The sequence below is a fragment of the Hymenobacter psychrotolerans DSM 18569 genome, from assembly GCF_900142395.1.
Classification (GTDB): domain Bacteria; phylum Bacteroidota; class Bacteroidia; order Cytophagales; family Hymenobacteraceae; genus Hymenobacter; species Hymenobacter psychrotolerans.
Genome location: NZ_FRAS01000036.1, coordinates 1 through 15,046 on the forward strand (window position 1 = coordinate 1; position 15,046 = coordinate 15,046).

Sequence of the window (15,046 nt, forward strand, 5' to 3'; positions counted from 1 at the left end):
CGGGACCAGTCGAGTTGCCCGGCTTGGCCCAGCCGGTCGAGCAACACCTGGTGCAGGCGCTGCCACACGCCGGCCTCGTGCCAGTCGCGCAAGCGCCGCCAGCACGTCATGCCCGAGCCACAGCCCATTTCCGCCGGCAGCATCTCCCACGGAATACCGCTGCGCAACACGAACAGAATACCCGTTAACGCGGCCCGGTCGTCCACACGCGGCCGCCCGCCCTTGGGACGCGGGGGAACTGGCGGAAGAAGCGGCTCCACCATGTCCCATAGCTCATCCGATACCAGTTGCTTTGCCATACCACCAGCATACGAAAACCGGTTTTGTTAGGTGCTCTTAGCCGCCTACCAGTTCGCGCAGCTTCAGAATGAGACTATCCCACATTTCCTGCAACTCTGTTTCATCGGTTTCCTCAGAGTAATCGAGCACCCGCAGGTATACCTCCTGCGTGAGCTGCGACTCTTCGAGGGTAAAATCGAGGTAGTTTGCATCGGGCGTATGCCGCTTGTTGTGGTCGAGGAACACATAACGCACTGACCGGTTGGTGCGATGCGAGTTCATCTCGGCAAAGTGCGACTGATTGTCCCAGATAAAATTGAAGCGGTGGTCTTCGTCGAGGCGCACGTCCTGGCAGAACCACTGCGAGAGGCCAGAAGCCGAAGCCAGATACGGGTACAGAATTTTAGGCGACGCGTTGATAGGAAATTCGACCGTAAACCGATGTTTGAGGCGAGTGGCAGAAAGGGGCATAAGCAGAACAGACTGAAGAAGGTACTTGGCCCGGCGGCGCAAAGAATGCCGGTTGGGAGCCAATATACACGGGTTTTTTTTGTTGGCAGGCTTGCGCCGGTACAAATCTTGTCCTTACCTTTGCAGCACCAAAAACCCGGCGGGGTAGCTCAGTTGGTTAGAGCACAGGATTCATAACCCTGAGGTCACGAGTTCAACTCTCGTCCCCGCTACTTGCAAAAACGGCCTTTCCATTGCGGAGAGGCCGTTTTTTATTTTCTGCAACAACCGCAGAAAGCTGGCCTGAGCGCAGCGCTCCATCCGGCTGAGACAGGCCGCAGTATTACCAAGCGGCGATATACCAGCCCCTCAATTCCGCTTCTACTACCGGAATGCGCTTTGGAACAGCCGGCAGGGCGCATTTTTTACCGGCCCGCAAAAGTGAGCGAAAATCCGGGCGTGTATTGCTACTGCGTGAAGCCCAGTGCCAGCAGAGCCGGCGCATCTGATGGCCGGACACTGGCGACCAGTACTACCCCCGTAGTGCAGCTGCAGGCGTTGCACACCGTCGGAGGATTGATGGCCTGGGCCACTACTTTGGCCGTGATGCCCTGCTGCAGCAGATAGGCTGTAGCGGCGGCTTCGGCTTGCTGCGTGCCGCTGGCGCTACCCCACCGGTCGGCGCAGTAGGTTTGCGTGTAGCGTAGCTGCACGGCCTCGGGTTCGGGCGCGGCCTCATCTTTTTTCTGGCAACTCACACTGGCAAAAGCCAGCAGGCCGCTGAGCAGCCAGGAAGCAGGAAAGGAAAAACGCATGATGCAGGACATTTAGGGTGCAAAGACACTTCTGCTGCGAAGAGCTATTTCGGGCCTCCTAGGCTGCATCGCCTAAATCTGCAGTAGGACAGCTACAGGGCCGAGCGTTTTGCCCGCCTGTTGCGGAAGTCTCCTGCCAAGGCGGCTTGCTGTTTACGGTACGTGCCGGCTATCCATCAAGTACCCTTGCAAGGCATCACATAAGATTATTCATAATTTCACCTCATAAACATCTTAATTCTCCCCTGCTGAATATCCGGCAAAGACTTGTTAAACGGATTGCTCACTCTTGCTTTACAGCATCCATTAGGGCATTTTGATATATTGGTACGGTTTTGGAAAAGTATACCCTGTTGTTTGACTTTTCGAGGTACAGCAACAGGTTTTTTCATATTTTCCACCTTCCCAACCAACATGCTAGACAGGATTCGTAAGCATTTGATTCTTTTTGCCCGCAACCAAGTAGGTACCACCAGCTACCAGAATCTGGTGCAGGAGGCTGATTTGGGTCTTAATCTGGATACCGCGCACGAAAAAAGTCAGCTGAAAGAACTGTTGAAAGAACTTTCGCTGGCCGAACATGCCGCAGGCCGTCCTCTACTGAGCTGCCTGGTGGAAGTCAGAGGCCATAAAGGACAGGGCGACCAGTTTTACAAGCTGTGCGAACAGCTGGGCATGGGCGAATGGCGAGCCTTGCGGCGGCAGGAAGACTTTTTGAAAAACCTACGGCAGGAATGCCGGGCTTTCTGGCAGAATGAAGCCCATTTTCAGCAGCATAGCCAGTTCACGCAGCTCACCGATTCTATCTCCGGGTAGCGCACAAAGCGGGTAGCATACCGGGCCGTACGCCGGCTGCGCTGCTGCCAGAACCAAGAAAACGGGTTACATTAGCGGCCTATGCTAGTGTAACCCGTTTTTCTTATATGCCACGCTACCTATTTATCCTGTTGCTGGTTCTGGTAGCCTGCGGGCACAGCACCCCAGAGCCCGAACCAGCGGCCGCCCTGGAAGGCACCTGGCAAGTGCGGGTGGTAGAGCCCATTGAGTATGATGGGCAGGACAATGTGCTGGTAGTGTACCAGCCTACTACTCCGCAGGCGGCCGGCTACGCCACGCTTCGCATTACTGGCACCGAGCTGGAGTACATTGATGAGCGGGGTGTGACGCAGAGCATTACGCCTTATACCCGCACGGGTGCGCAGCTTACCTGCCTGCCGCCGGAGCGCTCCTACACCCTGCTCAACGTAGGAGCCCGGACGCTTGACCTGCACCTGCGCGGACAGTACATTCAAAGCGGCCCGCGCTACTCCCGCACCGATTTTACCATCCGTTACGACCGGCGCTAAGCCGGCCCCCTCCCTCCTGCGCCCCGGCACCCTGCCAGTGAGTAGCCGTGCTGCCCGGGCAACCCCGGCGTGCGGGCCTGCATCTTCTGAACAGCGCTGTTTGCCGCCGTCCGAAAATCAGCCTAGCCACTGGATAGGGCGGCAAGGCATGGTACCTTGCTGACTGATATGAGCGCCGGGAGCATTTTATGGAGTCTGCTCCAGCCTGCCCGCCGGCTACTAGTTCCGATGATACGCCAGAAGTTATTTGCGCTGCTACTCTTGCTTGTGCTGACAGCTGTGCCGGCTACTGAGGGCCTGGCGCAGAGCCTGCCGCCGCAGGCGCCGCCCGCAAAAGCCAAAACGCAGCGCCAGCTGGTCGTCACGCTCACGCTGCCCTCTACCATCGGCACGGTGAAGGAATATGCCAGCATTCTGTTTTCCGGCAACGACAACAAGGACAAGAAAGCGGCACTTAAGCGTCCGGTCCGCACCAGCAACCCCGTGGTGAAGATTACGCTGCCTTTGCCCAGCAGCTGGGCCGCTGGCAAAGACGACGCCCGCCCCACGCAGCAGTAGCGCCTTACGCCACAAAACGCTAGTTTGCACCGCCCGGGGCAACCTGGCCCACTACGGCCCTCTCCTCCTCTTTCTGACCGCCACTTTTTATGAGCCTGAATACTTCGCTCCTGATCAGTATTCTGATGGTGCTGGTGATTATACGCGCGCTTCGGCGGTTTCTGGACCTGCCCACGCGCCTGCCCCGGCTCAACGGGCTGCTGAACTATATCTGGGGGCCGGGGGTAGTACTGGGCCTGCTGGCACTGGCGCTGGGCTGGAAAGGCAACCAGACGGACCAGCTGGATGAGCTGTACATGCTTTTCGTGCTGGCCTCTATTCTTGTTGTGCTGGCTCGGGTGCGCCACTACCGCCCAGCCCGCACGCTGCTCCTGGCCCTGGCCCCCTACACCGTGTATTCGGCCATTGAGCTGCTCCTGGCCGTGACGGGCCGGGAGTTGATGAAGCAGTATGACGACATTTTTGAGACGTCGAAGGGCTTTGCCCTGATCTGGCTGGTCACCTTTATATTCATTGCCCGCAGCCAGAAAAAAACGCTGGAAGCGGAGCGGCTGCAGCGCGAGGAAGAAACCAAGGCCAAAGAGCGGATTGAGGCCCAGAACCTTGAGCTGGAGCGGCTGGTAGCCGAGCGCACGGCCACCCTCACAACCCAGGCCCACGAACTGCAGCAGGCCCTGACCGAGCTCCGCACCACGCAGGCCCAGCTGATTCAGGCCGAAAAAATGGCCAGCTTGGGCGAGCTGACCGCCGGTATTGCCCACGAAATTCAGAATCCGCTCAACTTCGTCACCAATTTCTCGGACGTGAGCAGCGAGCTGGTGGGCGAGCTGGAAGAAGAGCAGCAGCGGCCCGACCGTGACGCCGCCCTGGAAGCCGAGCTGCTGGCCGACCTGAAGCAGAACCTGCAGAAGATAACGCACCACGGGCAGCGCGCCGCCAGCATTGTGCGCGGCATGCTCGAGCACTCCCGCGCCAGCTCCGGCGAGCGGCAACCCACCGACCTGAACACCCTCGCCGACGAGTATCTGCGGCTGGCGTACCACGGGCTTCGCGCCAAAAACAAGGCCTTCAATGCCACGCTGCACACCGATTTCGATCAGAACCTGAACAAAGTGGAGGCGGTATCGCAGGACTTGGGGCGCGTGCTGCTGAACCTGTTTACCAATGCGTTTTATGCCGTGCAGAAGCGCAAGGAAGCCGCATCGGAAGCCGACGGCTATATGCCTACCGTGAGCGTAAGCACCCGGCGCGGCCCCAACGATACCGTGGAGGTGCGCGTGCGCGACAACGGCATCGGTATGCCGGAGGGCCTGCAACAAAAAATCTTCCAGCCCTTCTTCACCACCAAGCCCACCGGCGAAGGCACCGGCCTGGGCCTGTCGCTCAGCTACGACATCGTGACGAAGGGACACGGCGGCACACTGGCCGTAGAATCGAAAGAAGGCGAATACACGGAGTTTATCATTTCGCTGCCCGCCTGAGCACCACGTACACTTGATAACCGCAAATTCTACTTGGCATGAAGATATTGGTAGTAGACGATGAAGCCGACGTTCGGGCGCTGTTTGAGCAGAGGTTCCGGCGCGAAATCCGCGCCGGAGAATTTTCCTTCACCTTTGCTTATTCAGGCGAAGAAGCACTGGAGTTTCTGCAGGCGCACGCCTCAGAGGTTGTGCTGATTCTGTCCGACATCAACATGCCCGGCATGAGTGGGCTGGAACTGCTGCGGCGTATTCGGCAGCAATACAGCGCCCCGCCGCCCAGTCCGCCGCAGGTGATGATGATTACGGCCTACGGAGACACCGAAAGCCGGCAGCAGGCCCTGCAACTGGGCGCCAACGACTTCCTGACCAAGCCCGTAGACTTCGCGGCTCTCAGGGAAAAGCTCACTACAATCGGCATCCATGAAAACTAAAGTACTTGTCGTCGATGACGAGCCCGACTTAGCCCTGCTCATCAAGCAGAAATTCCGGCGCAAGATTCGGGAAGGAGCATACGAATTTGTGTTTGCCGGCAACGGCCAGGAAGCCCTGGACCAGCTGCACGAGCAACCCGATATCGACATCATCCTTTCCGATATCAATATGCCCGTGATGGATGGCCTGACGCTGCTCAGCCGCCTGCCCGACACCAGCGCCGTTATCAAGGCCGTGATGGTGTCGGCCTACGGCGACATGCACAACATCCGGACGGCCATGAACCGGGGCGCTTTCGATTTCGTGACCAAGCCCGTAGACTTTACGGACCTGGAAGTGACGATGGAGAAAACCGCCCAGCATGTGCAGCAGCTGCGCCAGACGCTACGGGCCGTGCAGGAAAACAACATTCTGCGCATGTACGTGGACGAGACGGTGCTCAATTTCATGGGCCGCCCCGGCTTCGAAAACACCCTGATGATCAGCGAGATGGTAGATGCCACCGTCCTGTTCGTCGATATCTGCGGCTTTACGTCGCTGGCCGAAGTTCTGCCGCCGGCCGATGTCGTGACGCTGCTCAACAGCTATTTCGACCAGATGGTGACCGAAATAATTGCGCAGGGCGGCTACGTCGACAAGTTTATGGGTGATGCCGTGATGGCCGTTTTCCGCGGCGACTTCCACCTCGACCGGGCTATGGATGCGGCCCTGGCCGTGCGCACCTCGCTGCAGGAGCACGAAGACATGCTCCCCAATGGCAGCCGCTACCAGCCCCAGATTTCCATCGGTATTAACACGGGCGAAATGGTATCGGGCAACATCGGTTCGGCCTCGCTCAAACGCCTCGACTATACCGTCATCGGCGACACGGTGAATGTGAGCCAGCGCCTGCAATCCGCGGCCCAGCCGGGCCAGATTATCATTACGGAAGCTACTTACCAGCGCGTGAAGGAGTCGTTCCAGTGCCGCGCGCTGCACGAAGTCACTCTGAAAAACAAGGCGCAGCCCGTCATGATTTACGAGGTGCTGGCGTAGCGTATACCAGCACCACAAGCACGTTTGCTCATAGTCAGAAAGGCCCTTGCTGGTTGCAGCAAGGGCCTTTCTTTTAGTGGGTCGGGTTCTGCTATTAGCACCTTCTCGCGCCTCAGCGCTTTAAGTCACTACTTATTCAGCCACTGCCTTTTCGTTCTGACGGCGCAGGCGCTGGCAAAGCACCCGCAGAATGTTGCGTAGCACTTCGCTCCGCTCTTCCATCACATCATAGAAGTCTTCCTGATCTATCCGGAAGGCCACCACCGGGCCCTGGGCAGCGGCCGAGGCCGAGCGGGGCTCAGCGTCGAGCAGAGCCAGCTCGCCGAAAAAGTCGCCGGGAAGAAAGGTGGCCAACTGCTGCGTACCGGCAAAAACCCGGACCTGCCCGGCCTGCACAACAAACAGCGAAGTACCCAGGTCGCCTTTCGCAAACAGCAGCTCGCCATCATGAAAGTGCACCTCCTTCATAATGGGTGCAATGCTGCTGAGCACGTTGGCGGGAGTTGCGGCAAAAAGCGCAGTCCGCTGCAGCAGCGCCACACGCTCAGCAGCCGAGATGGTAGAAATGGCAGCAGAATGACTCATGCGCAGGGTGGTTAATGTAGGATGCCCGACTAGCAGCTGGCGGTAGATTTCCGGCTGCTGAGCAGCTAAGTGGTCTAGTACCTGAAATGCCGCTTCCCACACCAGCAGGCTGGTGCTGTGCAGGTGCGGCAGCACGTGCACGGCAGTGGCAACAGCAGGCTGCCACTGCCGCAGAGCTACGCTCACCGTCCAGTCGGTGAAGGCAGCCTCGCCTTGCGCCACAATGCTGTCCACAATGAGCGCCGCGCCCGGCACCGGCCCCACCAGCCGGTTGAAGATGCGGACTTTCTCGGTGGCCGGCGCTACTTCCAGCAGGGCCTGCAGCCCCTGGTAGATGGGCCGGTCGATGAGGTTGTCAAGAATTTCAAGGGCGTTGGCCTGCCGCTCCCGAGCTGCGTTCTGTACGCCGCGTTGGGCATCGGCAATCAGCTGCGGAGCATACAGTTGCTGCAGCAATCCAAACAGACGCTGCTGCAGCCGCACCAGCTCATAATTCAGGCTGCGGGCCAATACGGAGTCAGAGGTGGCGGCCAGCCCTTGCAGCAAGTGCTGGGCCCGCCGCAGTTCGTCCTGCACCAACTCCTGGAAGATGGGGGCGTCAGTTGGTTCCGGTGCAAAGTAGCGCAGGGCCCGCAGCGCTGCTTCGCGCTTGTATAGTTCCGGCTCGCGGGCCAGGGCTACCAGCACGTGCCGGCTCGCGGGCACCTGCAGGTGCCCGCACACCTGCGCCAGGCGCCGCACCAGCACTTCCGAGTGGCTGCTGAGCAGCACGGGAGCCAGTATGGGCAGGGTGGATGGCCCCAGCCGGAGCAGCTGCTCGGCAGCGACCGTGTGCGTAGTGCGTCCCGGCAGCTGTTCGACAAGTGCCAGGATGCTGTCCGGCGTGGCTTCTTCGGCCTCAGCGCCAGGCAGGTCGATGGGCCAGGTCCGGGGGACGGTGTCCTCATCATGCTGCACAAAACGACGGCTCAGGGCGTGCTGGAGCTCCCCCAGATAATGGCCATAGGTGCGGTAGAGCAGCAGCAGTGCCCCGGCCATAAACAGGCCCATCCACAGAAAAGGCGCCCACACGCTCAGTTCCGGCCGCCAGTGCAGCCCGAACAACAGCAGGCCCCCCAGCCCCATGCCCAACGGCTCATATAAGCCCTTGGCCAGCGTGTGGGCCTGCAACCGCTCCGGCGCCGACAACGGCTGAAACAGCACCAGAAACACCGGATCAAACACGGCCCGGCGCAACACTTCCAGCGTGAGGTAGAGGGCACAGAAGTACAGCAGCAGCGTATTTCCCGCCGCCTGCCCCAGCCACAGCGGCCCCGCCAGCAGCAGTCCGGCCAGCATCAGGGCGGGCAGGGCTACCAGCATCCAGCGCACTCCTACCTGATCCAGCGTGATGCGGGAAAGCAGCAGCTTGAACACCAGCGCCGCCAGATACGTGACCACCAGCACCGTGCCTACATAGCGCATCACCGCCGCCTGGTCGTGAAACTTGTGCTTGACATTGACAAAAAATGAGTACTCGATACCCGTCGTTACGGCCGCAATCAGCAGCATGCTCAGGCACATCGTCAGCACCAGCTGGCTGCTCCCGAACCACTGTTGCAGCCCCGGCGCTACTCCCCCTTGCCGGGCGGCGCGCGCAGTTGGCCGGGCTTCTACCACATGGTGCCGGCTGGTAGCCTGCAACACCAGCAGCGCCCCAATGTAGGCCGCAAACGCCAGCAGTAACAGCCACAGTAGCTCAGTATGGTGATGAATCAGGATAGCCAGCACCGCCCCTAACGCCTTGGCCGGCATGTCGCCGGAACTAATCACACTGAACAGGCGCCGGCTTTGCCGCACATCAAATACCACCGCTGAAACGCCCCAGAATTCCAGGTTGGTCAGCAGATAGATTACCCGGTAGCCGGCCATAATGGCGACGGACGCAGCCACCGAATTTCCTACGGCCACCAGCACCCCTAGCACAGCCATCAGCGCCACTACGGCCAGCAGCACGCGTACGGCCACCCGCTCCAACCCCAGATGGTGCTCGAAGTGAGCATAAATCCGGCCGGCCACTATCATAGCCAGAGCGGACAGCCCATACGCCAGCGGCAGGCTGCGCTCAGGGTCGTTTTCGAGCAGGATAACGTTGGCCGCTACGTAAACCAGAATAGTGCCGATGCCCAGCAGGAAGTTGTGCAGAAAAAACAGCCCGACGGTACGGCCTTCCTCGGCACGTATCCCCAGTAGCCGTTGCCAGCGTTCAAGTAGCGTCATTCCGGATTGTGGTAAGGGGCCACCCGGCCCGATGCTGCCGCAAGATAACGGCCAGGCACGTCAGTTCGCCCGGTTTTGCTGTTATTGGGTCTGCCAATTCTACTTCGCGCCTCCATGGACTGCCAACGAGCTGAAGCTCACATCCTCGAGCAACTTCGCCATCATCTGCCCGCCGGCCTCTCCTACCACGGCCCGCACCATACGCTTGACGTAGTAGCGCAGTCCCAGGTACTGGCCGCTGCCGAGGGCATCACCAGCCCTGAGCGGCTGGCTCTGCTCCGTACGGCCGCCTTTTATCACGATGCGGGTTTTCTGACCACCTATGCGGGCCACGAAGCCGCCGGCTGCCAACTGGTGCACCAGCTGCTGCCAGACTTTGGCTATACCCCTGCCCAGCTCGACTTTATCTGCGAATTAATCATGGCCACCCAGGTACCGCAGAGCCCTGGCGGCCTTCCAGAAGCGCAGATTCTTTGTGATGCCGACCTGGATTACCTTGGGCGGCCTGACTTCTGGCCCATCAGCCAAAGTCTGCGCGACGAGTTGTTCGCACGGGGCATCGTTGGTAGCGAGCAGGCCTGGCAGCGCATGCAGCTTCGGTTTCTCCAGCAGCACCACTACTGGACTCCGTCAGCAATTTCCCGGCGCGAAGCAGGCAAGCAGGTTAGAATCCGGGAAGTCGAAGCCTTGCTGGAGGCAATGGCGTGATACCAGCTATAAATGAGATGCTTATAATCAGCATATTCCTACCACGCTGAAAGAAAAAACAAACAAAAAAAGCCTGACCGCAGGGGTCAGGCTTTCTTATCAGTAGGAGGTGAGGCCTACTTGATTTTGTCCACGATGCCTTTGAAGGCGGCAGGGTGGTTCAGGGCGAGGTCGGCCAGAACCTTGCGGTTCAGTTCGATACCAGCCTTTTTCAGACCGCCCATCAGCTGCGAGTACGACAGGCCGTGCTCACGCGCGCCAGCGTTGATACGCTGAATCCAGAGGGCACGGAACTCACGCTTCTTAACCTTACGGTCACGGTAAGCATAGAGCAGGCCTTTCTCAACCGCGTTTTTAGCAACGGTCCATACGTTTTTGCGACGGCCATAATAGCCTTTCGCCAGACGCATTATTTTTTTCCGACGGTGGCGCGAAGCCACGTGGTTGACACTTCTTGGCATAACCAGTTTTTTTTGGCGGCCGGCGGCGGACTATTGCCGCAGCTTTGTTTCAGCCGGACGCCTGGTGAAAAATGTAAGGGGTGATTATTAACTGCTGACTGAAGCTCCTGCTCCAAAAAGAACGTAGCTCTCAGTCGTCAATAATCAGATGTTGAGCATGTCCTTCACGCGGTTCATGTCGGCCGAGCTAACCAGACCAACGTGCGTGAGAGCACGCTTCTGCTTGGTGGTTTTCTTGGTCAGAATGTGGCTTTTGAAAGCGTGCTTACGCTTGATCTTGCCCGTGCCGGTCAGCGAGAAACGCTTTTTGGCGCCGGACTTGGTCTTCATTTTCGGCATTGTGGTGATGGTAAAGGGTGAAAAACTGCGGCGGCCGGCTGCCTAGGGCCGGTACGCCAGCGCAAAAGATGGGGCCGAAACCCCGGAAAAGCTATTCGGCGGCGTTGTCAGCAGGGGCCGGTTTGGCAGCTGTCTTAGCCTCTTTAGGAGCGTCTTTGCCTTCTTTCGGGGCAGCAGGCTTGGCTGTTTTTGCCGGAGCCACTGCTTTGGGAGCCAGGTACAGGAACATCCGCTTGCCTTCGAGCTTGGGCAGCTGCTCTACTTTGCCGAGGTCTTCGAGGGCTTGGGCAAATTTTAGCAGCAGGATTTCGCCCCGCTCCTTGAACACGATGCTCCGGCCTACGAAGTGTACGTACGCCTTGATTTTGGCGCCCTCCCGCAGAAACTCCTGCGCGTGCTTCAGCTTGAACGCAAAGTCGTGGTCATCAGTGTTGGGTCCGAAACGGATTTCCTTGATAACGACCTTGGTCTGCTTGGCCTTCAGCTCGCGGGTTTTCTTCTTCTGCTCGTACTTGAATTTCGAGTAGTCGATGACGCGGCACACGGGCGGTACAGCCGTGGGCGAAATTTCCACGAGGTCCAGGTTCTGCTCCTGAGCAAAGCGCCGAGCTTGCTCAATGGAATAGATGCCTTGTTCGATGTTGTCGCCAACAAGACGGACTTCGCGGGCCGTAATCTTCTGATTGATTTTAAACGGCTCCTCGACCTGGGCGCGAGGGATATAGCGGCGGTTAGGGGTTGCTATGGCTTTTTCTCCTTAAGGTGAAAGTCGGGTTGTGCTAAGATTGATTAGGACGCAGGAGCATCCTGTTGGGTTCAATCAGCGGGCAAATATCCGCCATTTTTTCCAAACCCTCAACAAAGACTATATAAAATCACCCTGAAAATGTCCTTTTTCTGTGGGCTGCCCCATCGTGTTCCGGTCGGGTGCAGGGCGGCTTCCTTCCAAAAGCAGGCCCTCACCATATGCAATGGTGAGGGCTTGCCGTAACTACGTCAGAAGGTCAATGAAACGGGTTAGCTGACCGTAGCGGCCGGTTTACCGTCCATCATATCATTTACCTGCTGCTGGAAGCTGCTGATAAACTCCCCAATCGGCATGGAGCCCACATCGCCCTGCCCGTGGCGGCGCACCGACACGATGCCTTCGGCCTGCTCCTTTTCGCCTACAATGAGCATATAGGGAACCTTGGAAACCTCTGCGTCGCGGATTTTGCGGCCGATTTTTTCGTCGCGGTGGTCTACTGTGCCGCGCAGCTCGGCCTGCACCAGCTGGTCGTATACCTGCTGGGCATAGTCCTGGTACTTCTCTGAAATGGGCAGTACAGCAAACTGCTCGGGCGAGAGCCATAGCGGAAAATTGCCGCCGCAGTGCTCAATCAGGACAGCCACGAACCGCTCCAGCGAGCCAAACGGCGCGCGGTGTAACATCACAGGGCGCTGACGCGAGTTGTCGGGCGCTACGTACTCCAAATCGAACCGCTCGGGCAGGTTGTAGTCCACCTGAATAGTGCCTAACTGCCACTTGCGCCCGATGGCGTCGCGCACCATAAAGTCGAGCTTGGGGCCGTAGAAGGCGGCTTCGCCCAGTTCCGTTACCGTAGTCAGGCCTTTTTCGGCCGCCGCTTCGATGATGGCCCGCTCCGCCTTTTCCCAGTTCTCGTCGGTCCCGATGTACTTGGTTTTGTTTTCGGGGTCGCGCAGAGAAATCTGGGCGGTGAAATCGGGGAAGTCGAGTGCCTTGAGCACGTAAAGCACAATGTCAATCACCTTCAGGAACTCCTCCTTCACCTGGTCGGGGCGGCAGAAGATGTGCGCATCGTCCTGCGTGAAGCCGCGCACGCGCGTCAGGCCGTGCAGTTCGCCCGACTGCTCGTAGCGGTATACGGTGCCAAACTCGGCGAAGCGCACCGGCAGGTCGCGGTACGAGCGGGGCTTGGTTTTGTAGATTTCGCAGTGGTGCGGGCAGTTCATGGGCTTGAGGAAGAACTCCTCGCCCGGGTTTGGCGTCTTGATGGGCTGGAACGAGTCGGCGCCGTACTTCTCGTAGTGGCCGCTGGTTACGTACAGCTCTTTGGAGCCGATGTGGGGCGTCACGACGGGCTGGTAGCCGGCCTTGAGCTGGGCACGGCGCAGAAACTGCTCCAGCCGCTCGCGCAGGGCGGTGCCTTTGGGCAGCCACAGGGGCAGGCCCGCTCCTACCTTCTCCGAAAACGCAAACAATTCCAGCTCCTTGCCCAGCTTGCGGTGGTCGCGGCGCCTGGCTTCTTCCAGGCGCTCCAGGTACTCGGTCAGCTCCTTGGCTTTCGGGAACGTAATGCCGTAGATGCGCGTGAGCTGCTTGTTCTTTTCGTCGCCGCGCCAGTAGGCTCCGGCCACGTTCAGCAGCTTCACGGCCTTGATGGGCGAGGTATCGGGGATGTGCGGGCCGCGGCAGAGGTCGGTGAAGTCGCCCTGCGTGTAGAACGTAATGGAGCCATCGTCGAGGCGCTCCAGCAGGTCCAGCTTATAGGGGTCCTGCTTCTCGGTGAAGTAGGCAATGGCGTCGGCCTTGCTTACTTCCTTGCGCTCATACTGGCTTTTCTTTTTGGCCAGCTCCAGCATTTTCTTCTCGACTTCCGGCAAATCATCCGTGGAAATCGTGCGGCCTTCGCCCAGGTCGATGTCGTAATAGAAGCCGTTTTCGATGCTGGGGCCGATGCCCAGCTTCACGCCGGGATACAGGGCTTCCAGGGCTTCGGCCATGAGGTGAGCCGAGGAATGCCAGAATGTAGACTTGCCTTCGGGGTCGTTCCAGGTCAGGATAGCCACTTGGGCATCCTGTTCGATGGGGCGGTGCAGGTCGCGCACTTCGCCGTTGACGCGCACACCAAGGGCATTGCGGGCGAGGCCTTCGCTGATGCCGGCGGCAACGTCGTAGCCCGTGGCGCCATCTACAAACTGGCGCACCGAGCCGTCGGGGAGGGTGATATTAAGCATGGAATTGGGGAGATAATGGCTATACAAACAGCCGTGAAGCCGCAAGTTAAGGAAATGGCGAAATGCAGAAAGCCCGCCCGGCCCTTCACCAGCTGGTTTCCTCGCGGATTACCGACGCTCTGCCTCCGCCTACAGACCTAAGCCCGGGAGGCCCGGCCGCTGAATCTGGATCGGCTCGATGGGCTCGACGGTTTGGCGCGGGGTTTCATCCACAATGATGCCCTTGGCCCGGTTGCCGACCTTCCAGGCTTTGTAGGTCCAGTGGCGGTTGCCGGGGTTTTCGGCCACAAGGCGGCGGTACTGGTCGGCGGCTTCGGGGTAGCGGCCGAGGCTCTCGAGGCTTTCGGCCAGCATCTGGCGGGCACCGGCCAGCCGCGGCGCCCGGCGTAACGCCCGCTGCAGGTGGGGCACTACTACCGCATACTTTCGGCTTTTGAAGGCGGATAGCCCCAGCCGATAGTCGGCACGGTAAAACGTAGTATCGAGCTGCACAGTGCGGGCATAGATGCGCACGGCGCTGTCAGGCTGATTCTGCAGTTCAAACTGGCGGCCGTAGTCGTACCAGAGCGGGCCATAATCGGGTGCGATTTTCAGGCCGCGGGACGCGTACACTGCGGCGTTGGCTGGCTGGCGGTAGGCATTAGATAGGAAGGCTAGCTGGTGCAGCGTTTCGGGCTGGCGGGGGTCGCGGGCCAGGCTGGCGCGCAGGTAGTCCAGGGCCTGGGCCGTGTCTCGCAGCCCTACGTAGGCGACACCCTTATAAAAGAGGGCGGCCGTGTGGTCGGGCTCCTGCTGCAGGGCCCGGTCGAGGTAGTCGATGGCCGTTTGGTAGTGGCGGGCCGCCAAATGGGTTTCCCCCACCAGCAGGTTCAGCTCCGCGGAAGCATAGCCGCGCCGCGAGGCCACGTCGGCGGCGGCCAGGGCGCTTTGCAGCTTGTGTTGGGCTCGTAGCGCCCGGGCCTGCAGGAAGTAGAACTCGCCGGGCGTGTCATCGAGGCTGAGCGCCTGGGTGATGTCGCGCAGGGCTGGCTCCACCTGTCCGGCATCGAGGCGAAAAGCGGCCCGGCGGGCGTAGAGTGAAGCATTGCGGGGCTGGCGGGCAATGGCGCCCTCCAACTCTTCGGCCTGGATTTTCGGCCCGCTCTGCACTGATTTCAAATCGACCATCCGCTCCGGCTGCTCTTCTGCTCCGGAGCTGCAGGATACGCCCACCAAGGCCACCACGGGCAGTAGCAGGTACCGGGCAGCTCGGAGCACAGATAAGGGCGAAAAGAAAACGGAGGCACTCATGGCCCAAAGATACAGTGTGCCGGCCG

15 protein-coding genes, 1 tRNA gene and 1 pseudogene are annotated in these 15,046 nt (G+C 59.5%); 8 read left to right on the top strand and 9 right to left on the bottom strand.

Features of this window, described 5'->3' with window-relative positions; all coding sequences use genetic code 11:
- Positions 1-299: IS5/IS1182 family transposase (locus BUE15_RS19780; RefSeq protein ID WP_073288834.1), on the bottom strand; the 299-nt coding region annotated here is incomplete at its 3' end.
- 37 nt (positions 300-336) lie between these two features.
- Positions 337-750 carry an START-like domain-containing protein gene (locus BUE15_RS19785; protein ID WP_073288836.1) on the bottom strand — a complete coding sequence of 138 codons (414 nt, stop codon included), beginning with the start codon at positions 748-750 and terminating at the stop codon, positions 337-339.
- A 138-nt stretch (positions 751-888) separates the two neighbouring features.
- On the opposite strand from BUE15_RS19785, the gene BUE15_RS19790 reads away from it, so the two are divergent.
- A tRNA-Met gene (locus BUE15_RS19790) sits at positions 889-962 on the top strand.
- Between the two features lie 234 nt (positions 963-1,196).
- Here the strand turns inward: BUE15_RS19790 and BUE15_RS19795 are convergent.
- Positions 1,197-1,544: a hypothetical protein gene (locus BUE15_RS19795; protein WP_139252457.1), complete on the bottom strand. Its 348-nt coding sequence runs from the start codon at positions 1,542-1,544 to the stop codon at positions 1,197-1,199.
- 279 nt (positions 1,545-1,823) lie between these two features.
- On the opposite strand from BUE15_RS19795, the gene BUE15_RS19800 reads away from it, so the two are divergent.
- The 6 genes from BUE15_RS19800 (at position 1,824) to BUE15_RS19825 (ending at position 6,399) form a co-directional block, all read left to right on the top strand.
- Positions 1,824-2,360: a hypothetical protein gene (locus tag BUE15_RS19800; RefSeq protein WP_244535994.1), complete on the top strand. Its 537-nt coding sequence runs from the start codon at positions 1,824-1,826 to the stop codon at positions 2,358-2,360.
- Between the two features lie 107 nt (positions 2,361-2,467).
- A complete protein-coding gene (locus tag BUE15_RS19805) occupies positions 2,468-2,890 on the top strand; it encodes a hypothetical protein (protein WP_073288797.1) in 423 nt (140 codons plus the stop codon).
- Positions 2,891-3,118: 228 nt separating this feature from the next.
- Positions 3,119-3,448, top strand: coding sequence for a hypothetical protein (locus tag BUE15_RS19810; protein ID WP_073288798.1), 330 nt, complete (start codon positions 3,119-3,121; stop codon positions 3,446-3,448).
- An 89-nt stretch (positions 3,449-3,537) separates the two neighbouring features.
- A complete protein-coding gene (locus BUE15_RS19815; RefSeq protein ID WP_073288800.1) occupies positions 3,538-4,929 on the top strand; it encodes a sensor histidine kinase in 1,392 nt (463 codons plus the stop codon).
- Between the two features lie 38 nt (positions 4,930-4,967).
- A complete protein-coding gene (locus tag BUE15_RS19820) occupies positions 4,968-5,363 on the top strand; it encodes a response regulator (RefSeq protein WP_073288802.1) in 396 nt (131 codons plus the stop codon).
- The gene (locus BUE15_RS19825) at positions 5,353-6,399 is read left to right on the top strand and encodes an adenylate/guanylate cyclase domain-containing protein (protein WP_073288804.1); all 1,047 of its coding nucleotides are present in this window, start codon (positions 5,353-5,355) and stop codon (positions 6,397-6,399) included. The genes BUE15_RS19820 and BUE15_RS19825 overlap by 11 nt, the downstream gene beginning before the upstream one ends.
- A 132-nt stretch (positions 6,400-6,531) precedes the next feature.
- Here BUE15_RS19825 and BUE15_RS19830 read toward each other — a convergent pair whose 3' ends face one another.
- Positions 6,532-9,243, bottom strand: a complete 2,712-nt coding sequence (locus BUE15_RS19830; RefSeq protein ID WP_073288806.1) for a cyclic nucleotide-binding domain-containing protein — start codon at positions 9,241-9,243, stop codon at positions 6,532-6,534.
- Between the two features lie 114 nt (positions 9,244-9,357).
- On the opposite strand from BUE15_RS19830, the gene BUE15_RS19835 reads away from it, so the two are divergent.
- A complete protein-coding gene (locus BUE15_RS19835; protein ID WP_073288807.1) occupies positions 9,358-9,951 on the top strand; it encodes an HD domain-containing protein in 594 nt (197 codons plus the stop codon).
- Positions 9,952-10,067: 116 nt separating this feature from the next.
- Here BUE15_RS19835 and rplT read toward each other — a convergent pair whose 3' ends face one another.
- The 5 genes and pseudogenes from rplT to BUE15_RS19860 form a co-directional block, all read right to left on the bottom strand.
- Positions 10,068-10,412, bottom strand: coding sequence for a 50S ribosomal protein L20 (gene rplT / locus BUE15_RS19840; protein WP_073288809.1), 345 nt, complete (start codon positions 10,410-10,412; stop codon positions 10,068-10,070).
- Between the two features lie 144 nt (positions 10,413-10,556).
- Positions 10,557-10,751: a 50S ribosomal protein L35 gene (rpmI, locus tag BUE15_RS19845; protein WP_073288811.1), complete on the bottom strand. Its 195-nt coding sequence runs from the start codon at positions 10,749-10,751 to the stop codon at positions 10,557-10,559.
- Between the two features lie 187 nt (positions 10,752-10,938).
- Positions 10,939-11,496: pseudogene (infC, locus tag BUE15_RS19850) on the bottom strand (translation initiation factor IF-3); the annotation flags it as partial.
- 272 nt (positions 11,497-11,768) lie between these two features.
- Positions 11,769-13,730 (bottom strand): threonine--tRNA ligase, encoded by a 1,962-nt coding sequence (thrS, locus tag BUE15_RS19855; protein WP_073288814.1) that lies wholly within the window; start codon positions 13,728-13,730, stop codon positions 11,769-11,771.
- A 129-nt stretch (positions 13,731-13,859) separates the two neighbouring features.
- On the bottom strand, positions 13,860-14,987 hold the full coding sequence (locus BUE15_RS19860; protein ID WP_073288816.1) for a tetratricopeptide repeat protein: 1,128 nt from the start codon (positions 14,985-14,987) through the stop codon (positions 13,860-13,862).
- Between the last annotated feature and the right edge of the window lie 59 nt (positions 14,988-15,046).